This window comes from Variovorax sp. YR634, from assembly GCF_900106655.1.
Lineage (GTDB): Bacteria > Pseudomonadota > Gammaproteobacteria > Burkholderiales > Burkholderiaceae_C > Variovorax.
Map to the genome: position 1 here is coordinate 25,033 of NZ_FNOL01000009.1, position 23,154 is coordinate 48,186.

Sequence of the window (23,154 nt, forward strand, 5' to 3'; positions counted from 1 at the left end):
AAGTGGATTTCAGGAATTGTGCCGCGAGAGTGGCACCGACGACAGCGGCAGGCGCACGACGGCGTCGAGCCCGATCACCTGTTCGGCGCCATCCTCTCCGGCCGGCGCACTGCGGTTGTCGAGGCTGATGCGCCCGCCGAGCGCCAGCACGATCTCGCGGCAGATCGCCAGCCCCAGCCCCGAGCCGCTCGACGTGCTGCCGGCGGAGAAGGGCGCGAACAGGCGCTGCCGCAGCTCGGGCGAGATGCCGGGGCCGCTGTCGCGCACCGTGAGCACCGCGTCCCCGCCTTCGGAGCGCAGCGAGACCGACAGCGCAGCGCCCGCGGGGCTCTGCTTGATCGCGTTGTGCAGCAGGTTGCGCGTGAGCTCCTGCAGCATCCAGTGATGGGCCTGCACCGGCACGGGCTCGTCGATGGCGAGTTCGAAGTCGAGCGCCTTGTCGGCCACCAGCGGCGACAGGTCGAGCGCGATCTGCCGGGCCACCTCGCCGAAGTCGAGCGTTACCGACTCCGGCTGCTGGCGCAGTTGCTCCACCTTGGCGAGCGACAGCATCTGGTTGGCCAGCGTGGTCGCGCGCTCCACCGTGTGGCTGATCTCGCCCAGCGCCTGCTCGGGCGCCACGTCGCCGCGCTGCGCCGACTGCACCTGCGCCTTCAGCACGGCCAGCGGCGTGCGCAGCTGGTGGGCGCTGTCGCGTACGAAGCGCTTCTGGTGGTCGAGCAGCTGCTGCAGCCGGCCCATGACCTGCGTGGTGGCGTCGATCAGCGGCCGCAGCTCGCGCGGCGCGTCGGGCGCGTCGATGGGCGAGAGGTCGTCGGCCTGGCGCTTCTCGATGGCTTCGCCAAGCTCGCGCACCGACCGCGTGGCGCGCTGCACCACGAACACGGTGACCAGCGCGATCACGCCCATCAGCAGCAGCTGGCGCCACAGCGTGTCGATCAGCAGCTTGCGCACCAGTGTCTCGCGCAGCTCCAGCGTCTCGGCCACCTGCACCACGGCCATGCCGCGGCCGGTTGCGCTTGCTACAGGCTGCAGCAGCACCGCGACGCGCACCGGCTGGTTGCGGAACTGCGCGTCGTAGAAGTCGACCAGCGCTGCGTACGCGCTGCGGTCCGGAATGCGGCCGCGCCAGAACGGCAGCTCGGCAAAGCCCGAGATCATTTCACCGTCGAGCGCCGAGACCCGGTAGAACAGCCGGCTGCGGTTGTCGGCCTCGAAGGCCTCGAGCGCGGAATAGGGCACGATGGCCCGCAGCTGCGCCAGGTCGTCGTAGCCCTCCACGTCGAGCTGTTCGCCGATGGTCTTGGCCGAGGCGAGCAGCGTACGGTCGTAGGCCGTGGTGGCGGCCGCGAGGCTCTGGCGGTACAGGCTCACGCTGTTGATCACGATGAACACGGCAATCGGCGCGAGGATGCCGAGCAGCAGCCGCGCACGAAGCGAGGAGACGCGGGTCATGCCTCGGGGCGCAATAAATAGCCGAGGCCGCGCATGGTCATCAGCACCGCGCCGGTGCCCGCGAGCTTCTTGCGCAGGCGGTACACCACCACCTCGATAGCCTCGTACTGCACCTCGGTCTCGCCCGGAAACACCAGCTCGAACAGGCGCTCCTTGGTCACGGCGTGGCCCGGCTTCATCATCAGTGCCTTCAGCAGCGCCAGCTCGCGCGGCGTGAGTTCGAGCAGTTCGGCGCGGTTGTAGATGGCGCCGTTGTCGGGCTCGAAGCGCAGCCCGCCTATCTCCTGCGGGTTGAGCCCCGCGTCCGGTCCGGCAACGCCGTGGCTGCGCCGGCGCAGCGCGCGAATGCGGGCTTCGAGTTCGTCGAGGTCGAAGGGCTTGGGCAGGTAGTCGTCGGCACCGGCGTTCAGGCCGACGATGCGGTCGCCGACCGTACCGCGCGCCGTCAGCAGCAGCACCGGCGTGCGCAGGCCCTCGGCGCGTGCCTGGGCCAGCACCTGCAGGCCGTCGAGGTTGGGCAGGCTCAGGTCCAGGGCAACCACATCGGGCTCGATGGCGCGCCACTGGGCCACGGCTTCGGCCCCGTCGCCGCAGACGCGCACGTCGATCCGGCGGCGCCCGAGGGTTCGCTGCAGGGTGATTTGCATCGAGGGGTCGTCTTCGACCAGCAGCAGCTTCATACGGTGGCGGCGGGCGTGTTTACTTTGGTGTTTTCCCCAGTCTGGCGGACAGCCAACTGACAGCAGGGCGGCGCATGATAGCGCTCAGCTAAAAGTCAGCTTCCTTTCAAGTTCCTTTCAATTCCAGGAGACACGCATGCGTCGCGACACCTTTCTGAAGTCTTTGGCCGCACTGGCCGCCGCCGGAGCGCTGCCGCTCTCGGCACGTGCTGCAGCCAACGTCAAGATGATGATCCCCGCCAACCCGGGCGGCGGCTGGGACACCACCGGCCGTGCGCTGGGCAAGGCGCTGAGCGACGCCAAGGTGGCCGACACCGTCACCTACGACAACAAGGGCGGCGCTGCCGGCGCACTGGGCCTGGCCCAGTTCGTGAACGGTTCCAAGGGCGACGCAAACGCCCTGATGGTCATGGGCTCGGTCATGCTGGGCGGCATCATCACCGGCAAGCCGCCGGTCAAGCTCGAGCAGGCCACGCCCATTGCGCGCCTGACCACCGAATACAACGTGTTCGTGCTGCCGGCCAATTCGCCACTCAAGACCATGAAGGACGTGGTCGACCAGCTCAAGAAGGACCCGGGCAGCGTGAAGTGGGGCGGCGGTTCGCGCGGGTCCACCGAGCACATCGCCGCGGCCATGATCGCGCAGAAGGTGGGCGCCGATCCTTCCAAGATCAACTATGTGGCATTCCGCGGAGGCGGTGAAGCCACCGCTGCCATCCTGGGCGGCAACGTCACCGTCGGCGGCAGCGGCTACAGCGAATTCGCCGAATACATCGCCGCCGGCAAGATGAAGGCCATTGCCGTCACCTCCGCGCAGCGCCTGCCGGGCATCAACGTGCCCACGCTGAAGGAGCAGGGCATCGACGTCGAAATCGGCAACTGGCGCGGCGTGTACGGCGCCCCCGGCATCTCGGCCGAGCAGCGCAAGGCGCTGACCGACATGGTGCTGGCCGCCATGAAGAGCTCGTCGTGGGCCGAATCGCTCAAGAAGAACGACTGGACGCCGGCCGTGCTGTCGGGCGAAGCTTTTGCCAAGTTCGTCGACGACGACTTCGCCAGCCTGCGCGCCATCATGACGAAATCCGGCATGGTCTGAAATCGGCTCGCCCCCAGGCTGCGCGCACTTCGTGTCGCGCGCGCCAACCCCCTACCCGGGGGCAACACCTGCGGCCCGGCAAAGCCGGTTCCGCGGTGTTTCTGGAAGGGGCACCCGTACTCCCACCCCAGGACAAAAAAATGACAACTCCAGAATCCTCGGCCCCTGCGCAACCCGCAGCCACGTGGCCGCAAACCCTGGTCGGTGTCGGCGTGCTGCTGACCGGCCTGGCGCTGGCCTTCGGCGCCATCGGCATTTCTTCCGAAGCCGGCTACGGCGGCGTCGGCCCCAACTTCCTGCCCTGGCTGGTGTCCGTGGTGCTCGTGCTGTGCGGCGGGTGGATCCTGTGGGAGGCACGCACCGGCGGCTTCCGCGAGCTCGATGCGCCCTCGGGCGCGGAGCATGCCTACTGGCCCGGCTTTGTCTGGGTGTCGGCGGGGCTGCTGCTCAACGCGGCGCTCATCACCACGCTCGGCTTCATCGTGAGCTGCACGCTGTGCTACCTGCTGGCCGTGCAGGGCCTGCGGCGCGCTAGCGGACAGGGCGGCGTCAACTCACCGCGCACCTGGCTCATCGACATCGTCACCGGCGCGCTGATCGCGGCTCCTGTGTTCTGGATGTTCACGCAATTCCTGGCCATCAACCTGCCTGGCCTCACTTCCACCGGGTGGTTCTGACATGGAAATCTTCAACGCACTCATGGCGGGTTTCGCCACGGCGATCACCCCGATCAATCTGCTCTGGTGCCTCGTCGGCTGCGCCCTGGGCACGGCCGTGGGCGTGCTACCCGGCATCGGCCCGGCCGTGGCGGTGGCCATGCTGCTGCCCATCACCGGCAAGGTCGACATCACGGCCTCGATGATCTTCTTCTCGGGCATCTACTACGGCGCCATGTACGGCGGCTCGACCACCTCCATCCTGCTGAACACGCCCGGCGAAACCGCCAGCATGGTGACGGCGATGGAGGGCAACAAGATGGCCAAGAGCGGAAGGGCGGGCGCGGCGCTCGCAACGGCCGCCATCGGCTCTTTCGTGGCCGGCACCATTGCCACCGTCATCGTCACGCTGTTCGCGCCCTTTGTGGCCGAGTTTGCGGTCAAGCTCGGCCCGCCCGAGTACTTCCTGCTCATGCTGCTGGCCTTCACCACCGTGAGCGCGGTGCTCGGCAAGAGCACGCTGCGCGGCATGACGGCGCTGTTCGTCGGCCTGGCGGCCGGCTGCGTCGGGCTCGACCAGATCTCGGGCCAGGGCCGCTACACCGGCGGCGTGCCCGAGCTGCTCGACGGTATCGAGATCGTGCTGGTGGCCGTGGGCCTGTTCGCCGTGGCCGAAGTGCTGTACGCCGTGCTGTATGAAGGCAAGGTGGTCGAGGGCCAGAACAAGCTCAGCCGCGTGCACATGACCAAGCGCGACTGGAGGCGATCCATTCCCGCCTGGCTGCGCGGCACCGCCATCGGCACGCCCTTTGGCTGCATTCCGGCCGGCGGCACCGAGATTCCGACTTTCCTGAGCTATGCGATGGAAAAGAAGCTCGCCAAGGACAAGGACGCCAAGGCCGAGTTCGGCACCACCGGCGCCATCGAAGGCGTGGCCGGCCCCGAGGCCGCCAACAACGCCACGGTGACGGCCGCGTTGATTCCGCTGCTCACGCTCGGCATTCCGACCTCGAACACCACCGCCATCCTGCTGGGCGCGTTCCAGAACTACGGCATCCAGCCGGGCCCGCAACTCTTCACCACCTCGGCCGCGCTGGTGTGGGCGCTGATCGCCTCGCTCTACATCGGCAACGTGATGCTGCTGGTGCTGAACCTGCCGATGGTCGGCCTCTGGGTCAAGCTGCTGAAGATTCCGAAGCCCCAGCTCTACGCCGGCATCCTGATCTTCGCGACGGTGGGTGCCTACGGCATGCGCCAGAGCGGGTTCGACCTGTTCCTGCTGTACGCCATCGGCCTGCTGGGCGTGGTGATGCGTCGCTTCGACTTTCCGACCGCGCCCGTGGTGGTCGGCATGATCCTCGGCCCGCTTGCCGAAGCGCAACTGCGCAACGCCATGTCGATCGGCGAGGGCAGCGCAGTGGTGTTCTTCCAGCGCCCGATGTCGATCGCGCTGGTCGTCATCGTGGTGGCCGTGCTGGTGCTTCCGCGCCTGGCCAAGCGCATGAGCGAACGCAAGCTGAAGCGGCTGGCACAGCTGGACGCCTGATCCGCTGAGCCGCCTTGGGGCACGAAAAAAAAGCTGCGGCAATGCCGCAGCTTTTTTTATTTCCGCCGGGGCGCCTTACCGCCCCGCCGCAGGCGTCTCGACCAGGTCGTCGTCGATATGCGGATCCGCCGGCTGCCCGCGCAGCTTGCGCACGGTGCGACGAATCCAGTGCTCGATGTCGTCGATGTAGGTGAACACGGCAGGCACAACCAGCAGGCTCAGCACCGTCGAGGTGATCAGCCCCCCGATCACCGCCATCGCCATCGGAGAGCGGAAGCTCGAATCTGCCGCGCCGAAGCCGACCGCGATCGGCAGCATGCCCGCGCCCATGGCGAGCGTAGTCATGATGATGGGCCGCGCGCGCTTGTGGCAGGCGTCGCGCAGCGCGTCCCAGCGGCTCATGCCGTGGTCGCGGCGCGCGACGATGGCGTACTCCACCAGAAGAATCGAGTTCTTGGTGGCAATGCCCATCAGCATGATGAGCCCGATCAGCGAGGGCATCGACAGCGCCTTCTGCCCGATCAGCAGCCCCACGAATGCACCGCCCAGGGCCAGCGGCAGTGCGCACAAGATGGTGACCGGGTGCAGGAAGTCCTTGAACAGCAGCACCAGCACGATGTAGATGCACAGCACGCCCGTCAGCATCGCGAGCCCGAAGCTGGCGAACAGCTCGGTCATGACTTCCGCGTCGCCTATCTCGGCGATGCGCACGCCCGGTGGCAGGTTCACGATCGACGGCAGCTTCGTCACCGCATCCTTGGCGTCGCCCAGGCCCACGCCCGACAGCTCGATCTCGAAGTTCACGTTGCGCGAGCGGTCGTAGCGGTCGATGACGGCCGGGCCGCCTTCCATCGTGAGCGAAGCCACCTGGTTCAGCATGACCGGCCCGCGCGTGCCTGGCACTGCCAGGCGTCCGAGCAGGTCGATGTCTTTTCGCGCCGAGTCTTCCAGCTTCACCACGATCGGCACCTGCCGCTGCGCGAGGTTGAGCTTGGCCAGCGACTGGTCGTAGTCGCCCAGCGTGGCCACGCGCAACGTTTCGGCAATGGCGGAGCTGGTCACGCCCAGGTCGGCGGCGCGTGCGAAGTCGGGGCGCACCGCAATCTCGGGGCGGATCAGGCTCGCGGTGGAAGTGATGTTGCCCAGGCCAGGAATGGTGCGCAGGTCTTTCTCGACCGCGCTGGCGGCGCTGGCCAGCGCCACCGGGTCTTCGCCGGTCAGCGCCAGGATGTACTTCTCGCCCGAGCCGCCGAGGCCCACGGTGCTGCGCACGCCGGGCAGCGTTTCGAGTGCGGCGCGAATCTGGTTTTCGATCACCTGCTTGCGCGGCCGGTCGCCGCGCTCATCGAGCTTGATGGTGAGCGTGGCCTTGCGCGTCTCGGGCGTGCCGAAGTTCGCGAACGGGTCGCCGCCCGCACTGCCGCCGGCCACCGTGGTGTAGACGCTCTTCACGTGGTTGATCTGCATCACGCGGTTGCGGGTTTCCTCGGCGGCCGCGGTGGTTTGCGCCAGCGTGGAGCCGGGTGCGAGCGACAGGTAGATCTGCGTCTGCGAGTTGTCGTCCGGCGGAATGAAGCCGGTCTTGAGCAGCGGGATCATCGCCAGCGAGCCGAAGAAGAAGAGGGTGGCCAGCACCATCGTCTTGAAGCGGTTGTGCGTGCTCCACGTCACCGCGCGCATGTACCAGCGCAGCCAGCCGGGTTCCTTCTCGGCGCCAACGACGGGCTTCAGGATGTAGGCCGCCATCATGGGCGTGAGCACCCGCGCGACCACCAGCGAGGCGAACACCGCGAGCGAGGCCGTCCAGCCGAACTGCTTGAAGAACTTGCCGGCCACGCCGCTCATGAAGGCCGTGGGCAGGAACACCGCGATCAGCGTGAAGGTGGTGGCGATCACGGCCAGGCCGATTTCATCCGCCGCCTCCATGGCCGCCTGGTAGGGCGACTTGCCCATGCGCAGGTGGCGCACGATGTTCTCGACCTCCACGATCGCGTCGTCCACCAATATGCCGACCACCAGCGACAGCGCGAGCAGCGAGATCACGTTGACCGAGAAGCCCAGAAGGTGCATGCCGATGAACGCCGGAATCACCGACATCGGCAGCGCAATCGCCGAGACAAAGGTCGCGCGCCAGTCGCGCAGGAACAGCCACACCACGATCACCGCGAGGATGGCGCCCTCGTACAGCAGGTGCAGCGAGCCGTTGTATTCCTCTTCCACCGGGTCGACGAAGTTGAAGGCCTCGGTCAGCTCGATGTCGGGGCGCTGCGCGCGCATGTCGGCCAGCGCCTTCTGCACCGCGTGGCCCACTTCCACTTCGCTGGCGCCGCGGCTGCGCGCCACTTCGAAGCCCACCACCGGCTTGCCGTTGAGCAGCGCGGCCGCGCGCGGCTCGGCGATGGTGTCGCTCACGCGCGCCACCTGGTCGAGGCGGATGCGCCGGCCGTCGGTCAGCACGATCTGCATGTCGGCGAGCTGGTCGGCCGACTTCACGGTGGCCATGGTGCGCACCGGCTGTTCGCTGCCGCCAAGGTCGAAACGGCCCCCAGCGCTTTCGGTCTGCACCTGGCGCAGCTGGCGCGAGATGTCGGCCGCCGAGGCGCCCAGCGCCTGCAGCTTGCTCGGGTCGAGGTCGATGTGCACCTGGCGCGTGACGCCGCCCACGCGGTTCACCGCGCCCACGCCGGGCAGCGCGAGCAGCTTCTTGGTGACGTCGTTGTCGACGAACCAGCTCAGTGCCTCGCTGTCCATGGCCGACGAGGCAATGGTGAAGGCCAGCACCGGCTGGGCCGCGAAGTCGAGCTTGGTGACGACCGGGTCGCGCACGTCGGCCGGCAGGTCGGCGCGCACGCGCTGCACCGCGGAGCGCACGTCGTCCACGGCTTCCTGCACCGGCTTCTCGAGGCGGAATTCGACGATCAGCGTGGCGGCGCCGTCCTGCACCTTGGTGGTGATGTGCTTCAGGCCCTGCACCGTGGCAATGGAGTTCTCGAGCTTGCGCGCGACGTCGGTCTCAAGCTGCGAAGGCGCGGCGCCGGGCAGCGACGCCGAGACCGTCACGGTCGGCAGGTCGATGTCCGGAAAGTTCTGCACCTTCATCGCGTTGAACGACAGCAACCCACCGAAGGTGAGCAGCACGAACAGCATCACCGCCGGAATCGGGTTGCGTATGGACCAGGCGGAAACGTTCATGGGCGTGTTCCTTTGAATTGCTTACTTGGCCGCGGCAGCGGAGGCCGCAGACCTGGCCGGCTGCGCCGCGGATGCGGGTGCATCCACCACGCGCACCAGGTCGCCGTCGTTGAGGAAGCCCGCGCCTTGCACGATCACCTGGGCGCCGTCGGGCAGCGCGCTGGTGATCTCGATGCGGTCGTTCAGGCGCCGGCCGATCTGCACCTTCAGCTGGGTCACCTTGTTGTCGGGCTTCAGCAGAAAGACGTTGTTGAAGCCGTCGCGCGGCACGATGGAGGCCTGTGGCACCGTCGGCGCGGTGCTGCGGCCCAGCTCGAAGTCGCCGCGCGCGAACATGCCGGCCTTGATGCCGGTGTTCTGCTGCACGTTGGGCAGGTCGACGTACACCAGCGCTGCGCGCGTCTGCGGATCGACCGTGGGCGCGATGCTGCGAACCTTGCCGCGCACCTGTGCGCCGCTGGCACTCACCACGAAGGCGGTGGTGCCGACCGCGACGCGGCTGAGTTCGGCCGAGGTCACTTCGGCGCGCCATTCGAGCCGGCCCTGGCGGATCAGCCGGAATAGCTCGGTGCCGGCCGACACCACGCTGCCCACCGTGGCGGTGCGTGCCGAGATCACGCCGTCGTCGGGCGCCAGCACCTGCGTGTTGCGCCCGCGCACCTGCTGCGCGGCCAGCACGGCCTCGGCTGCCTCGACGCGTGCCTTGGCGGTCTGCTCGGTGGTCTGGTACTGGTTGATCTGCTGCTGGCTCAGTGCGCCGGTGGCCTGCAGCGTGCGGGCGCGTGCGGCATTGCCTGCGGCGTCGGCAGCGGTGGCGCGGGCTTCGGCCAGGGAGGCGCGCGATTGCGCAATGTCGGCCTGCACCGTCTCGGGCGAGAACACCGCGAGCACCTGGCCCTTCTTGACCAGGTCGCCCACGTTCACGCGCACCTCGGCCAGCTTCAGGCCGTTGGACTCGGAGCCGACCACGGCCTCCTGCCAGGCGGCCACGTTGCCGTTGGCTGCGAGCGTGAGCATCAGCTCGGTGGCTTCGGGCTTGGCGACGGTGACGGTCAGCGCGGGCTTGGGCGAGTGGGCGCCGTCCTTGGTCTTGGCTGCTGCGGCAGGATCGGCCGACTTGTCCGACGGCTTGCCGCGCGTCATGAAGAAGATCGCCGCGATGACGACGACCAGCGCAATCAGCGCGATGACGAGGGTGGAACGCTTCATTGATTTCATGGCGACGTCGCGACCTTGGTGGCCGGGGTGGAGGTCAGTGAGGACGATTCGGAAGATGGGGCCGAGGCCGACTGGCGGTTCCAGCCGCCGCCCATCGAGCGGTACAGCGCAACCCATGCCTCGGTGCGCTCGCGCTGCAGCGTGACGCGCGCGGTCTGCGCGGTGAACAGCGTGCGGCGCGAGTCTTCCAGCTCGAACAGGCTTGCGAGGCCGCTGCTGTAGCGGGCCTGCGTGGCGTCGAAGGAGGCCTGGTAGTTCTTCACCGCGGCGTCGGCATCGGTGGTGCGGGCGTCGGTGGCGTCGAGGTTGACCAGCGCTTCCTCGACTTCGCGCACGGCCTGCCGCACGTTGGAGCGGTAGAGCGACACGGCTTCGGCGTAGCGCGCCTTGGCTGCATCGATGTTCGCCTTGCGCGAGCCGCCGTCGAGCAGCGGCACGGTCAGCGAGATCGGGCCCACCGTCCAGGTCTCGAGCGACTGGCGCAGGCCATCGACGCGGTACTGCGTGCGCCCGATGGAGCCCGACACCGTGAGCTTGGGGTAGCGCTCGGCCTCGGCCGAGCCCACGTCGGCGCTGGCCGAGGCCACGCCGAGTTCGGCCGAGTACACATCGGGCCGCTGCGAGATCGCCTCGGCCGGCACGCTGGCGATGCTGCCCACGACCGGCAGCGCGCGCTGCGCGGGCGAGGCGGCGAGCTTCTGTTCGAGCGTGGTTTCGTCGATGCCGCTGAGCGCCACCAGCGCCTTGCGCTGCACCGCGCACTGGGCACGCTGCTGCGTGAGCCGGCCCGAGGCGTCGGAGGCGCTGGCGCGCGCCAGCGCGGCATCGGCCGGCGCGGTGAAGCCGGCCTTCGCGGAGAGGTCGTTGAGCCGCGCGGTTTCCGAGCGCGAACGCGCGTCCGCTTCGGACACGCGCAGTTGCTGCTGGCAGGCGCGCTCTGAAAAATAGGCGTTGGCCGTTTCGGCTGCCACCGCCACGCGGGCGTCGTGCCACTTGGCGTTGGCGCTGTTCTGCTTGGCTTCGGCGGAGTCGCGGTCAGCGCGCAGGCGGCCGAACAGATCGACTTCCCACTTCGACTGCAGGCCGGCCTGAAGCGTGGTGATTGGCGTGCTGGCAGAGAGGCTGCTGCTCGAACTGCTGCTGGAAGAAAAGCCCGAGGTGCCGCGGCTGGCCGATGCCGTGCCGTCCAGGCTCGGCAGCAGCGCGGCGCCGGCCTGCACGCGCGTGGAGCGCGCTTCGGCCACGCGCGCCGCGGCGCTGGCGACGTTGGGGCTCGCAGCCTCGGCGGCGGCGATCAGCTCGACCAGCAGCGGATCGTCGAGCTGGCGCCACCAGTCGGCCAGCGACGCGAGCGAGCCGCCATGGGGCAGGGGAGCGTGCCATTGCGCGGGGACGGGCGCTTCCACCTGTGTCGGCGGGCGTGTCAACGAGCAGCCTGCCAGGCCGATGCCCAGGCAGAGAGTGACGATCAATTTCAGTCGGAGTCTTCTCATCATTTCTTCAGCTTTCTCTCGGCGCGGCGGCGGGCCGCTTCGGCTTCCACCAGCGCCAGCGCATAGCCCGTGAGGCGGTCGGCCCAGGTGTCGATGGCGCGCGGCGTGCGCAGCAGCGAAGGGCGGATGGCCTCGATGAAATCCTGGCTCACGTAGAGCTGCATCGACAGCCCGGTGATCGCGAAGGTCAGGCGGTGGATGTCGTCGTCGGCCCGTTCCACCTTCAGGTGGCGGCACAGCAGGTCGGCAATGGCGCGGTGCGGGCCCTTGATGTCGCGCTCCAGCTCCTCGGCCCAGCGGCTGGTGGGCTCCAGCATCTCGCGCATGTGCAGCTGGATGCATTGCCGCACGATCTCGCCCTGCTTGAGCGGGTCGATCATGGACACCATGCACAGGCGCAGCGTGGTTTCGAGCGACTGGCCGGGCGCGTTGCAGGCGACGATCAGGTCGCTGGAGTCGCCGCCCATCGGCTCGCAGAAGGTGGCCGTGTACAGCCCTTCCTTGTCACCGAAGTAGTAGCTGATGGCCGAGATGTTGACTTCGGCCTCGCGGGCGATCTCACGCGTGGAGGTCTTGGAAAACCCCTTTTGCGCGAACAGCCGCAGTGCGGTGTGGAGCAGCCGGTGGCGTGCCTCGGCGCCATCGCTGCGCGGTGCGCGGCGCGGGGCCTGGGTAATCGGGTCTCTCGCGTTCATGCCCGGCATTACACCACGCATGAAATCAAACGATTGATTTACTTAAGGTTTGCTGAAGGGTTTTGTCCTGGGGCCGGATTCTGAGCATTTCCTGAAGGCATTTGATGCCCGATTTGTTGCGGTTTGATGCGCGCTACGATTCGCGCCATGCCTGCCGCCCCCACCGCACCGCCCACATTGCCCCTCGATGCCGAAGGGATCCTCGCGCTGGCCGCGCGCTCGATGTTTCATTTGTTTTCAAGCATCAGCCAGGGCATGTTCCTCGTGGACAGCAGCGGGCGCATCGTGTGGGTGAATGAAGGCTACCGGCGCTTCCTGCCGGCGCTGGGCTTTTCTTCCATCGACCAGTTCATGGGGCACATGGTGGAAGACGTGATTCCCAACACGCAGATGCGGCGCGTGCTCGAGACCGGCGAGCCGATATTGATCGACCTGCTCACCAACAAGGCCGGCACCTTCGTGGTCAGCCGCATCCCATTGCGCGAAGAACGCGGGGGCGGCGAAGGAGGAATGGGAGACGTGATCGGTGCCATCGGCATCGTGCTGTTCGACCAGCCCGAGACCACGCTGCAGCCGCTCATCAGCAAGTTCGCGCTGCTGCAGCGCGACCTCGACGATGCGCGGCGCGAGCTCGCGAGCCAGCGCAACAACCCGCTGTACCAGCACGCGCCCGACGGCCAGCGCCGTTCCAAGTACACCTTTGCGAGCTTCATCGGCAGCAGCCCGGCGGCGGTGGAAGTGAAGCGGCACGCGCGCCGCGCGGCGCAATCGGCCAGTCCGGTTCTACTGCTGGGCGAAACCGGCACTGGCAAGGAGCTGCTGGCGCATGCGATTCATGCCTCGTCTGCGCGCGCGAAGGGGCAGTTTGTCAGCGTCAACATCGCGGCCGTGCCCGACACGCTGCTCGAAGCCGAGTTCTTCGGCTTCGCGCCCGGCGCCTTCACCGGTGCCGACCGCAAGGGTCGCGAAGGCAAATTCAAGCTGGCCGACGGCGGCAGCCTTTTCCTCGACGAGATCGGCGACATGCCGCTCGGCCTGCAGGCCAAGCTGCTGCGCGCGTTGCAGGAAGGCGAGATCGAGCCGCTGGGCTCCAACAAGCTCGTGCCCTTCGACGCGCGTGTGATCGCCGCCACCTCGCGCGACCTGCCCGAGCTGGTGCGGCGCGGGCAGTTCCGCGAAGACCTCTACTACCGCCTCAATGTGCTGCCGCTGCGCGTGCCGCCATTGCGCGAGCGGCGCGCGGATATTCCCGCGCTCGTCGAAGCGCTGGGCGAAGACATGGCGCTGCGCAGCGGCGAGGCACCGCCCGAGCTCACGCCCGACGCGCTCGCTCTGCTCGCGGGCCAGCACTGGCGCGGCAACATCCGGGAGCTGCGCAACGTGCTGGAGCAGGTGACCATGCGCAGTGACTCGCAGCGTATCGACGCCGTTCAGCTCGAACGCATCCTGCGAGAAGCTGGGCTCGACCAGATTGCGCCGCCTGACGCCATGCAGCTGTCGGGCGACGAAGAGGGAGCGCTGCTGCGGCCGCTGGCCCAGCAGATTGCAGAGCTGGAGCACAAGGCCATTGCCGCCGCGCTCGCGAGCACGGGCGGCAACAAGCTCGCCACTTCGCGGCTGCTCGGCATTTCGCGCGCGACGCTGTACGAGCGCATGACGAATCCGCTCCGCTGAAGAGGAAGCGCCCGGGCCCGCGGGCCGGCCGTGTTCAGCAACAAAGCTGCAACACGGTGAAATTTGCGCGCAAAGCAGCTTGCGGAAGCTGCGGGTTTTAACCTGCAAGAAACCCCGCATGAAAACCTTCGGCGCCCACCCCGAATCGCAACACCACGGCCATAGCCTGGCAGAAGACCTTCCGCGCATGGAGGCGCAACTCCTGGAGCGTCGCCGAGCTTTGCTCTGGCTTTCTTCCTCGGCGCTGCTGGCCAGTTGCGGCGGGGGCGGCGGCAGCGATTCGAGCGGCGCCAGTGCGCTGACCGCTGCCGCCGTAAGCGCCGCGGCGTCGTCGGGCACCACGGCCGCCAGCACGAGTACGACCTCCAGCACGTCGACCAGCACCACTACGAGCACCAGCAGCAGTGCCTGCCCCGCGTTGCCCGCCGAGACCTCCGGCCCCTATCCCGCGGACGGCACCAACACCGCCTCCGGCTCGACCTCCGACGTGCTCACCGCCAGTGGCATCGTGCGAAGCGACATCCGCAGCAGCTTCATCAGTTCGAGCACCGTGGCGCAGGGCGTGGCCCTGACGATCACGCTGACGCTGCAGAACACCAACGCCAGCTGCGCCGGGCTGGCGGGCTATGCGATCTACCTGTGGCACTGCGACCGCAGCGGCAACTATTCGTTGTACACGGCGTCGGCCGAAAGCTACCTGCGCGGCGTGCAGGTCACCGACAGCGCGGGGCAGGTGAGCTTCACGACCATCTTTCCGGCCTGCTACTCGGGCCGCTGGCCGCACATGCATTTCGAGGTGTTCACCGGCCTGTCGGCCGCTACCACCGGTAAGAACTCCGTGCTCACCTCGCAGCTGGCCATGCCCAGCGACGTCTGCAATGCGATCTACCCGAACGTCACCGGCTACAGCGCGAGCGTGGCCAACCTGGCGGCGGTGTCGCTGTCCACCGACAACGTCTTCGGCGACAACACGGCCGCGCAGATTGCGGCGATGACGCCCACGATGTCGGGCAACGCCAGCGCTGGCTACACCGCGCGTGCCGTCATCGGCCTCGCGGTGTAGGCGATCCGGGTGGTCCGAGAATGGGGGCATCGCATCACCCCATTTCGTATCACCCATGAGCGTGCAAGCACTCAGATCGTCTTTCGGATCCAACTGTCACTGGTGCGGCTTGCCGATGGATTTCGAAGAACCGCGCGACAAGCCCGATTCGGCGACCATCGAGCATCTTTTCGACGCGACCCTGGGCGGCGTTCGAAAACCAAAGTACCGGCGGCTCGCGCATGCCATCTGCAATCACACGCGCAACGAATTCAGGCTGCAGGCGCAGCGCCAGTTCGAGCAGTGGATCGCGCAGCGTCAAACCTCTGGCAAACCCTGACTGCAAAAAATACACTTGTCTGAATTTCAGGCAATACAAGTGTTTTGAATTCAGGCGAAAGGCACATCTTCCGAGTGAAGAAGCCTTTGTTATCAACGAGTTGGCGCGTGGCACGAACTGTGCAATATTCAGTCACCAATATCAGGAGACATGAATATGAATCGTCGCCACCTCGTCGCGCTGGCTGCGCTCGCCACGTGTGCCGCTGCCGCCCCCGCATGGGCCCAATCCAACGAAATCCGCATTGCCCACATCTACAGCAAGACGGGCGCGCTGGAGGCCTACGGCAAGCAGACCCAGACCGGTTTCATGATGGGCCTGGACTACGCCACCGGCGGCACGATGACGGTCAACGGCAAGAAGATCGTGGTCATCGAGAAGGACGACCAGGGCAAGCCCGACCTCGGCAAGTCGCTGCTGGCGGCGGCCTATTCCGACGACAAGGCCGCGCTGGCCGTGGGCCCGACCGCTTCGGGCGTGGCGCTGGCGATGCTGCCCGTGGCCGAGGAATACAAGAAGATCCTGCTGGTCGAGCCCGCGGTGGCCGACTCGATCACCGGCGACAAGTGGAACAAGTACATCTTCCGCACCGGCCGCAATTCGAGTCAGGACGCGATCTCCAACGCTGTGGCCGTCGACAAGGCCGGCGTTACCGTCGCCACGCTGGCGCAGGACAACGCTTTCGGCCGCGACGGCGTGAAGGCCTTCGGCGCCGCGCTCAAGAAAGCCAAGCTGGTCCATGAGGAGTACCTGCCGCCCACCACCACCGACTTCACGGCCGGCGCGCAGCGCCTGATCGACAAGCTGAAGGACCAGCCGGGCCGCAAGATCATCTGGATCGTCTGGGCTGGCGCGGGCAACCCGTTCAAGATCGTCGACCTTGACCTGAAGCGCTACGGCATCGAGATCGCCACCGGCGGCAACATCCTGCCGGCCATGGCGGCCTACAAGTCGCTGCCGGGCATGGAAGGCGCGGCGTACTACTACTTCGGCATTCCGAAGAACCCGGTGAACGAGGCCATGGTGTCGGCGCACTACAAGCAGTTCAAGACGCCGCCGGACTTCTTCACGGCCGGCGGCTTCTCGGCCGCGATGGCGGTGGTGACGGCGCTGAAGAAGACCAACGGCGACACCAACACCAACAAGCTCATCAGCACCATGGAAGGCATGAGCTTCGACACGCCCAAGGGCAAGATGACCTTCCGCAAGGAAGACCACCAGGCGATGCAGTCGATGTACCACTTCAAGATCAAGGTCGACCCGGCGTTCGCCTGGGGTGTGCCGGAGCTGGTGCACGAGATCAAGCCTGAGGAAATGGACATCCCGATCAAGAACAAGCGCTGAACACGACAGCGCCGATCACCCCCTGACCCGCGCGGCGCTCGAGGAAGCGCTGCACCCCTTTCGCCCCGGATGGCCGCCGGGCGAAGCGCCAGCCTGCGTCCGCGCAGCCTGCCGCGACCTACGGCCGATTCGTCAGTCTGCAAGCAAGCGTTCGATACCCACAACACAAGGAGACAGCGATGCCAGCGATGAAATGGAACTGGAAGGGACTTGCCGCGGCTGCGGCAATGGCGGTGGCGGCGCATGCCGCGACGGCGGCGGTGCCGCTGCCGGCGCTCGGCGCCAACCCGGCGGAGGTGAGCGTGTCAGGCCTGTCGGCCGGCGGCTTCATGGCAGTGCAACTGCACGTGGCGTACTCGGCCACATTCAAGCGCGGCGCCGGCGTGGTGGCGGGCGGACCGTTCTATTGCGCCGAAGGCTCGGTGGTCAACGCCACCGGGCGCTGCATGACGCACAGCACCAGCATCCCGGTGTCGACGCTCGTGAGCACCACCAACAGCTGGGCGGCCAGCGGGGCGGTCGACCCGGTGTCGAACATGAGCGGCTCCAAGGTGTACCTGTTCTCGGGCACGTCCGACAACACCGTCAAGCAGGCGGTAATGGACGACCTGAAGACCTACTACCAGAGCTTCGTGCCTGCGGCCAACACGGTCTACAAGAACAACATCGGTGCGGGCCACGCGATGGTCACCGACGACTACGGCAGCGCCTGCAGCACCACTGCGGCGCCTTACATCAACAACTGCGGCTTCGATCTTGCGGGCGAGATCCTCACGCAGCTCTATGGGCCGCTGAACCCGCGCAACAACGGCACGCTGGGCGGCACCTTCACCGAGTTCAACCAGTCGGAGTTCGTCACCGGCCACGGCATGGCCACCACCGGCTGGATCTACGTGCCGCAGGCCTGCACCACCACCTCATGCCGCGTGCACCTGGTGCTGCACGGCTGCAAGCAGAACTACACCGACGTGAGCGACCAGTACGTGCGCAAGACCGGCTACAACCGTTGGGCCGACACCAACAACATCGTGCTGATCTACCCGCAGACCAGCACGGCAGCCACCAACAGCTGCTGGGACTGGTGGGGCTACGACAGTGCCAACTACGCGAAGAAGTCGGGCCCGCAGATGGCGGCGATGAAGGCCATGATCGACCGCGTTACCGGTTCTGCGGGCGGCGGCGGCCTGCCCGCGCCCACCGGCGTGGGCACATCGGGCGCGACCAGCAGCAGCATGGTGATCGGCTGGGCCGGCGTGACGGGTGCCAGCGGCTACAACGTGTACCGCGGCGGCAGCAAGGTCAACGCCGCGCCCGTCGCCGCCACCAGCTACACCGACACCGGCCTGGCCGCGTCCACCACCTACAGCTGGACCGTGGCCGCGCTGGACGCCAGCAACGTGGAGGGCGCCATGTCGACCGCAGCCACGGGCGCGACCACCGCGGGCTCTGGCGGCGGCGGAACGTGCTACACCGCGAGCAACTATTCGCACACCGTCGCCGGGCGTGCCTATGCACTGTGGGGCCTGACCTATGCCTACGGCTCGGGACAGTCGATGGGCCTGTGGAACATCTACGTCACGACCACGCTGAAGCAGACGGGCCCCAACTACTACGTGATCGGCACCTGTTGAGGCAGGCCGCTCTTCGTTTCTCTTTTCGATTCGCAATGACCAACAACGATGCTTGAGACCCGAGATCTGACCATCCGCTTCGGTGGGCACGTGGCCGTCAACAGTGTGAGCTGCGCTTTTGCGCCGGGCACGCTGACGGCCATCGTCGGCCCCAACGGCGCGGGCAAGACCACTTACTTCAACCTGATCTCGGGCCAGCTCAAGGCGAGCGCGGGCACGGTGTCGCTCGACGGGAAGTTGCTGTCGGGCCTGTCTCCCTCCGCGCGCACGCACGCGGGGCTGGGGCGGGCCTTTCAGCTCACCAACCTGTTCCCGAACCTCACGGTGCTGGAGAACGTGCGCCTCGCGGTGCAGGCCACGCGCGAGGGCGCGCATCGGCGCGGGCTCAACCTGTGGAGCATCTGGAGCGACCATAAGGCGCTGACGGAGCGCGCCGACCAGATCCTGGCCGACGTGGCGCTGAAATCGCGCGAGCACGCGACGGTGGCGAGCCTGCCGCACGGCGACCAGCGCAAGCTGGAAGTGGCGTTGCTGATGGCGCTGGAGCCCAAGGTCTTCATGTTCGACGAACCCACGGCTGGCATGAACGCGGCCGAGGCGCCCGTCATCCTCGACCTGATCCGCAAGCTCAAGCAGGACAAGAGCAAGACCATCCTGCTGGTCGAGCACAAGATGGACGTGGTGCGTGAACTCGCGGACCGCATCATCGTGCTGCACAACGGCACGCTGGTGGCCGACGGCGAACCAGCGGAGGTGATTGCCTCGCCGGTGGTGCAAGAGGCCTACCTGGGCGTCGCGAAGGAGGCCGCATGAGCACCCAGAATCTTTTGACGCTCGAAGGCGTGCACACGCACATCGGGGCGTATCACATCCTGCATGGCGTCGACCTCGCCGTGCCCAAGGGCCAGCTCACCATGCTGCTGGGCCGCAACGGCGCGGGCAAGACGACCACGCTGCGAACCATCATGGGCCTGTGGCACGCGTCGCAGGGCAGGGTGCGCTTCGGCGACAGGGAAATCACCGCGCAGCACACGCCGCAGATCGCCGGCCTGGGCATTGCCTACGTGCCCGAGAACATGGGCATCTTCTCCGACCTCACGGTGAAGGAGAACATGCTGCTCGCCGCGCGTGGCGCCAAGAACGCAGCGCAGATCGACGACACGCGCCTGAAGTGGATCTTCAAGCTCTTCCCCGCGGTCGAGAAGTTCTGGAACCACCCGGCGGGCAAGCTCTCGGGTGGGCAGAAACAGATGCTGGCCGTGTCGCGCGCCATCGTGGAGCCGCGCGAGCTGCTCATCATCGACGAGCCCAGCAAGGGCCTTGCGCCCGTGATGATCAACAACATGATCGACGCCTTCGCCGAGCTCAAGCGCAGCGGCGTGACCATCCTGCTCGTGGAGCAGAACATCAACTTCGCCCAACGCCTGGGCGACAACGTCGCGGTGATGGACAACGGCCGCGTGGTGCACAGCGGCTCCATGGCGGCGTTCTCGGCGGACGCGCAATTGCAGCAATCGCTGCTCGGACTGGCTTTATGAAGAAACTCGACTTCGACTGGAGGCCGCTGCTGCTGGCCCCGATCCTCGCGCTCGTCGCGCTGCCGCTCACAGGTTCGTTCTCGACCTGGCTCACGCTCACGGTCGCGGGGCTGGCGATGGGCATGATCATCTTCATCATCGCCTCGGGCCTCACGCTCGTATTCGGGCTGATGGACGTGCTGAACTTCGGCCACGGCGTGTTCATCGCGCTCGGCGCCTTCGTGGCGAGCAGCGTGCTCGGGCTGATGGGCGACTGGACCGGTTCGGGCGAACTGTGGCGCAACCTCGTGGCGGTGTTCCCGGCCATGCTGGTCGCGATGGCAGTCGCCGGGGCGGTGGGCCTGGCCTTCGAGCGCTTCATCGTGCGGCCCGTGTACGGCCAACACTTGAAGCAGATCCTCATCACGATGGGCGGCATGATCATTGGCGAAGAGCTCATCAAGGTGATCTGGGGGCCGGCGCAGATTCCGCTGCCTTTGCCTGAGGCGCTGCGCGGCTCGCTGCTGATCGGCGACGCGGCCATCAGCAAGTACCGCCTGCTCGCGGTGGCTGTGGGCGTGGTCGTGTTCGGTGTGCTGGCATGGACGCTGGGCCGCACCAAGATCGGCCTGCTCATTCGCGCCGGCGTGCAAGACCGCGAGATGGTCGAGTCGCTCGGCTACCGCATCGGCCGGCTGTTCGTCGGCGTGTTCGTGGTGGGCAGCGCACTGGCTGGCCTGGGCGGCGTGATGTGGGGGCTGTTCCAGCAGAACCTGGTGCCGCAGATGGGCGCGCAGGTCAACGTGCTGATCTTCATCGTGATCATCATCGGCGGGCTGGGCTCGACGGGCGGGGCGCTCATTGGCGCGCTGCTGGTGGGGCTGATGACCAACTACATCGGCTTCCTGCTGCCCACGCTTACGCAGTTCGCGAGCATCTTCCTGATGGTGGCCGTGCTGCTGTGGCGTCCGCAGGGCGTGTACCCCGTGGCGAATCGTTGAGGAAGAAGACGACATGTTCCTGAAACGACTTCTCTCCAACGACATGCCGAAGAGCCGCCTGCTGGCGCTGCTGCTGGTGGCGCTGTTCATCGCCCTGGCGTTCGCGCCGTTCATCTTCCCGGGCGTGAAGGCGCTGAGCGTCGCGGCCAAGATCCTGGTGTTCGTGGTGCTGGTGGCCAGCTTCGACCTGCTGCTGGGCTACACAGGCATCGTGAGCTTTGCGCACACCATGTTCTTCGGCATCGGGGCCTACGGCATCGCGATTTCGGCAACGCGGCTCGGGCCCAGCTGGGGCGCGGTGCTGGTGGGGCTGGGCGCATCACTGGCGATCTCGCTGGTGCTCTCGTTCGCTATCGGCTTGTTCTCGCTGCGGGTGCGCGCGATTTTCTTCGCGATGATCACGCTGGCCGTGGCCTCGGCCTTCCAGACGCTGGCCTCGCAGCTGTCGGACTTCACCGGCGGCGAAGACGGCCTGACCTTCAAGCTGCCCGAGCTGATCTCGCCGAGCTTCGAGTTCTCGGAAGAGCCTTTCCTCGGCGTTTCGCTCGATGGCCGGCTGCTGTGCTACTACCTGCTGTTCGTGGCCGCGGTGGTGCTGGTGCTCGCGCTGCTGCGCATCGTGAACTCGCCCTTCGGCCGTGTGCTGCAGGCCATTCGCGAGAACGAGTTTCGCGCTGAAGCCATCGGCTATCGCGTGGTGGTGTACCGCACCACGGCCGCCGTGCTGTCGGCGCTGTTCGCCACGCTGGCCGGCGCGATGCTTGCGATCTGGCTGCGCTACAACGGGCCGGATACCTCGCTGAGCTTCGAGATCATGATCGACGTGCTGCTGATCGTGGTGATCGGCGGCATGGGCACGATCTATGGCGCGGCGATTGGCGCGGTGCTGTTCGTGGTGGCGCAGAGTTATCTGCAAGACCTGCTGCGCCTGGGTAGCGAGGCTGCGAGCGGGCTGCCGTGGCTGGCCGCGCTGCTGTCGCCCGATCGCTGGTTGTTGTGGCTGGGCGTGCTGTTCGTGCTGTCGGTCTACTACTTTCCGACCGGCATCGTGGGCAAGCTGCGGGCGAGGGCGGCGCGATGAGCGACAACAACATTCCACTCTCCCGCTACGCGCAGCTCGCGGGCCGCGAAGTCCATTGGCTCGAATGGGGTGCACCCGAGGCGCCGGTGGTCATTGCCTGGCATGGCCTGGCGCGTACCTGCCGCGACATGGACGAACTGGCGCAGCACTTCGCGTCGCGCGGCTTCCGCGTGATCTGCCCCGACACCATCGGCCGCGGCCTGAGTCAGTGGAGCCCGCTGCCCGACGAGGAATACAAGCTCGCGTTCTACGCGCGCATCGCCAATGCGCTGTGCGACGAGTTGCGCCTGGGGCGCGTGCACTGGGTCGGCACCTCGATGGGCGGCGCCATCGGCACCGTCTGCGCGTCGGGCCTGTTCGAGCCGCGCATGAAGGCGCGCATCGCGAGCCTGGTGCTGAACGACAACGCGCCCGAACTGGCCCAGCCCGCCATCGAGCGCATCCGTGCCTATGCGGGCCAGCCGCCCGCGTTCGACACGGTGGCCGAGCTGGAGGCTTTCTTCCGCACCGTCTACAAGCCCTACGGCTGGCTCAGCGACGCGCAGTGGCGCCGCCTGACCGAGAGCTCCACGCGCCGCCTGCCCGACGGCCGCGTCACGCCGCACTACGACCCGGCCATGGTCCGCCAGTTCAGCGCGCACGACAACGACTACCTGATCTGGCCGCACTACGACGCCGTCGAGGTGCCAGTGCTGTGCCTGCGCGGCGCCGAGTCCGACCTGGTGCTGCCCGGCGTGATCGAGGAGATGGAGCGCCGGGGCCCCGGCGCGGCCGGCAGGCTGCAGGTCATTGAAGTGCCTGCCTGCGGTCACGCGCCCGCGCTGAACGTGCCCGAACAACTGGAGCCGATCGAAGGGTTTATTCGGGCGGCCGGTCGTTGAAGGAGCGGCGGCGTGACAATCGCCGCCGATTCCAACCACAACAAGGCCTCGAACACCATGACGCTCTCTCTGTACGACCTGTCAGTGCCCGTCTTTACCCGCGGACTCGGCCAACTCACCCACCTGCTCGATAAGAGCCTTGCGCATGCCAAGGCCAACGGCATCGACCCGGCCACGCTGGTCGAGGCGCGCCTGGCGCCCGACATGCTCACGCTGGCCGGCCAGATTCAGCGCGCGAGCGATGCTTGCAAGCTGGGCACGGCCCGCATCGCGGGCATCACCGCGCCGAGCTTTCCCGACGAAGAAAAGACCTGGGACGACCTGCTGGCGCGCATCGTGAAGACGCAGGACTTCCTGAATAGCGTCGAGCGCGCGCAGATCGACGGCCAGGAAGAGCGCCCCGTGACCATCAAGGCGCGCGAAGGCGAAGCACATTTCACCGCTCAGCGCTACCTGCTGCAGTTCGCGCTGCCCAACTTCTTCTTCCACGTGACCACGGCCTACGACGTGCTGCGCCACAAGGGCATGCCCATCGGCAAGATGGACTATCTGGGCAAGTTCTGAGGCATTGAAGGCCGGCGGCCTTCACACCGCCGGGACAAACTTCAAATT

20 protein-coding genes are annotated in these 23,154 nt (G+C 67.1%); 14 read left to right on the forward strand and 6 right to left on the reverse strand.

The features are described 5' to 3' along the window. Positions 1 to 9: 9 nt before the first annotated feature. A complete protein-coding gene (locus BLV60_RS16840) occupies positions 10 to 1,455 on the reverse strand; it encodes a sensor histidine kinase (protein ID WP_093056423.1) in 1,446 nt (481 codons plus the stop codon). Then, positions 1,452 to 2,135 carry a response regulator transcription factor gene (locus BLV60_RS16845; protein WP_093056424.1) on the reverse strand — a complete coding sequence of 228 codons (684 nt, stop codon included), beginning with the start codon at positions 2,133 to 2,135 and terminating at the stop codon, positions 1,452 to 1,454. Before BLV60_RS16845 ends, BLV60_RS16840 begins: the two co-directional genes overlap by 4 nt. Before the next feature lie 136 nt (positions 2,136 to 2,271). Between BLV60_RS16845 and BLV60_RS16850 the strand changes: the two genes are divergently transcribed. The 3 genes from BLV60_RS16850 to BLV60_RS16860 all read left to right on the forward strand — a co-directional run bounded on the left by BLV60_RS16850 (position 2,272) and on the right by BLV60_RS16860 (position 5,433). Continuing rightward, the gene (locus BLV60_RS16850) at positions 2,272 to 3,231 is read left to right on the forward strand and encodes a tripartite tricarboxylate transporter substrate binding protein (protein ID WP_013541867.1); all 960 of its coding nucleotides are present in this window, start codon (positions 2,272 to 2,274) and stop codon (positions 3,229 to 3,231) included. A 140-nt stretch (positions 3,232 to 3,371) separates the two neighbouring features. Further along, positions 3,372 to 3,908: a tripartite tricarboxylate transporter TctB family protein gene (locus BLV60_RS16855; protein WP_093056425.1), complete on the forward strand. Its 537-nt coding sequence runs from the start codon at positions 3,372 to 3,374 to the stop codon at positions 3,906 to 3,908. Between the two features lies 1 nt (position 3,909). Further along, entirely contained in the window at positions 3,910 to 5,433 is a 1,524-nt protein-coding gene (locus tag BLV60_RS16860) for a tripartite tricarboxylate transporter permease (protein WP_093056426.1), read from the forward strand. A gap of 75 nt (positions 5,434 to 5,508) precedes the next feature. Here the strand turns inward: BLV60_RS16860 and BLV60_RS16865 are convergent, their stop codons facing one another. Genes BLV60_RS16865 through BLV60_RS16880 form a run of 4 tightly spaced genes read right to left on the reverse strand, consistent with a single transcriptional unit; the run spans position 5,509 to position 12,040 of the window. Continuing rightward, positions 5,509 to 8,625 (reverse strand): efflux RND transporter permease subunit, encoded by a 3,117-nt coding sequence (locus tag BLV60_RS16865; RefSeq protein ID WP_093056427.1) that lies wholly within the window; start codon positions 8,623 to 8,625, stop codon positions 5,509 to 5,511. Between the two features lie 21 nt (positions 8,626 to 8,646). Further along, positions 8,647 to 9,843, reverse strand: a complete 1,197-nt coding sequence (locus BLV60_RS16870; protein ID WP_093056428.1) for an efflux RND transporter periplasmic adaptor subunit — start codon at positions 9,841 to 9,843, stop codon at positions 8,647 to 8,649. Further along, a complete protein-coding gene (locus tag BLV60_RS16875; protein ID WP_093056429.1) occupies positions 9,840 to 11,336 on the reverse strand; it encodes an efflux transporter outer membrane subunit in 1,497 nt (498 codons plus the stop codon). Before BLV60_RS16875 ends, BLV60_RS16870 begins: the two co-directional genes overlap by 4 nt. Next, positions 11,336 to 12,040 (reverse strand): TetR/AcrR family transcriptional regulator, encoded by a 705-nt coding sequence (locus tag BLV60_RS16880; protein WP_093175908.1) that lies wholly within the window; start codon positions 12,038 to 12,040, stop codon positions 11,336 to 11,338. The genes BLV60_RS16875 and BLV60_RS16880 overlap by 1 nt, the downstream gene beginning before the upstream one ends. A 138-nt stretch (positions 12,041 to 12,178) precedes the next feature. Between BLV60_RS16880 and BLV60_RS16885 the strand changes: the two genes are divergently transcribed. From BLV60_RS16885 to BLV60_RS16935, 11 genes are all read left to right on the forward strand, one after another. After that, complete coding sequence (locus BLV60_RS16885; protein WP_093056583.1) at positions 12,179 to 13,705, forward strand: sigma-54 interaction domain-containing protein; 1,527 nt, start codon at positions 12,179 to 12,181, stop codon at positions 13,703 to 13,705. Positions 13,706 to 13,823: 118 nt separating this feature from the next. After that, a complete protein-coding gene (locus BLV60_RS16890; RefSeq protein WP_093056430.1) occupies positions 13,824 to 14,768 on the forward strand; it encodes a dioxygenase family protein in 945 nt (314 codons plus the stop codon). Between the two features lie 55 nt (positions 14,769 to 14,823). Further along, positions 14,824 to 15,087, forward strand: a complete 264-nt coding sequence (locus tag BLV60_RS16895; RefSeq protein ID WP_093056431.1) for a hypothetical protein — start codon at positions 14,824 to 14,826, stop codon at positions 15,085 to 15,087. 156 nt (positions 15,088 to 15,243) lie between these two features. After that, positions 15,244 to 16,431: a substrate-binding domain-containing protein gene (locus BLV60_RS16900; RefSeq protein WP_093056432.1), complete on the forward strand. Its 1,188-nt coding sequence runs from the start codon at positions 15,244 to 15,246 to the stop codon at positions 16,429 to 16,431. A gap of 179 nt (positions 16,432 to 16,610) precedes the next feature. Further along, positions 16,611 to 18,062: an extracellular catalytic domain type 2 short-chain-length polyhydroxyalkanoate depolymerase gene (locus BLV60_RS16905; RefSeq protein WP_093056433.1), complete on the forward strand. Its 1,452-nt coding sequence runs from the start codon at positions 16,611 to 16,613 to the stop codon at positions 18,060 to 18,062. Positions 18,063 to 18,110: 48 nt separating this feature from the next. Next, on the forward strand, positions 18,111 to 18,875 hold the full coding sequence (locus tag BLV60_RS16910) for an ABC transporter ATP-binding protein (RefSeq protein WP_093056434.1): 765 nt from the start codon (positions 18,111 to 18,113) through the stop codon (positions 18,873 to 18,875). Beyond that, positions 18,872 to 19,600: an ABC transporter ATP-binding protein gene (locus BLV60_RS16915; protein WP_093056435.1), complete on the forward strand. Its 729-nt coding sequence runs from the start codon at positions 18,872 to 18,874 to the stop codon at positions 19,598 to 19,600. The genes BLV60_RS16910 and BLV60_RS16915 overlap by 4 nt, the downstream gene beginning before the upstream one ends. Further along, positions 19,597 to 20,580, forward strand: a complete 984-nt coding sequence (locus tag BLV60_RS16920; RefSeq protein WP_093056436.1) for a branched-chain amino acid ABC transporter permease — start codon at positions 19,597 to 19,599, stop codon at positions 20,578 to 20,580. The genes BLV60_RS16915 and BLV60_RS16920 overlap by 4 nt, the downstream gene beginning before the upstream one ends. A gap of 13 nt (positions 20,581 to 20,593) precedes the next feature. Continuing rightward, complete coding sequence (locus BLV60_RS16925) at positions 20,594 to 21,661, forward strand: branched-chain amino acid ABC transporter permease (RefSeq protein WP_093056437.1); 1,068 nt, start codon at positions 20,594 to 20,596, stop codon at positions 21,659 to 21,661. Next, positions 21,658 to 22,542 carry an alpha/beta fold hydrolase gene (locus BLV60_RS16930; RefSeq protein WP_093056438.1) on the forward strand — a complete coding sequence of 295 codons (885 nt, stop codon included), beginning with the start codon at positions 21,658 to 21,660 and terminating at the stop codon, positions 22,540 to 22,542. The genes BLV60_RS16925 and BLV60_RS16930 overlap by 4 nt, the downstream gene beginning before the upstream one ends. A gap of 57 nt (positions 22,543 to 22,599) precedes the next feature. After that, positions 22,600 to 23,106 (forward strand): DUF1993 domain-containing protein, encoded by a 507-nt coding sequence (locus BLV60_RS16935; RefSeq protein WP_093056584.1) that lies wholly within the window; start codon positions 22,600 to 22,602, stop codon positions 23,104 to 23,106. The last annotated feature ends 48 nt before the right edge of the window (positions 23,107 to 23,154 follow it).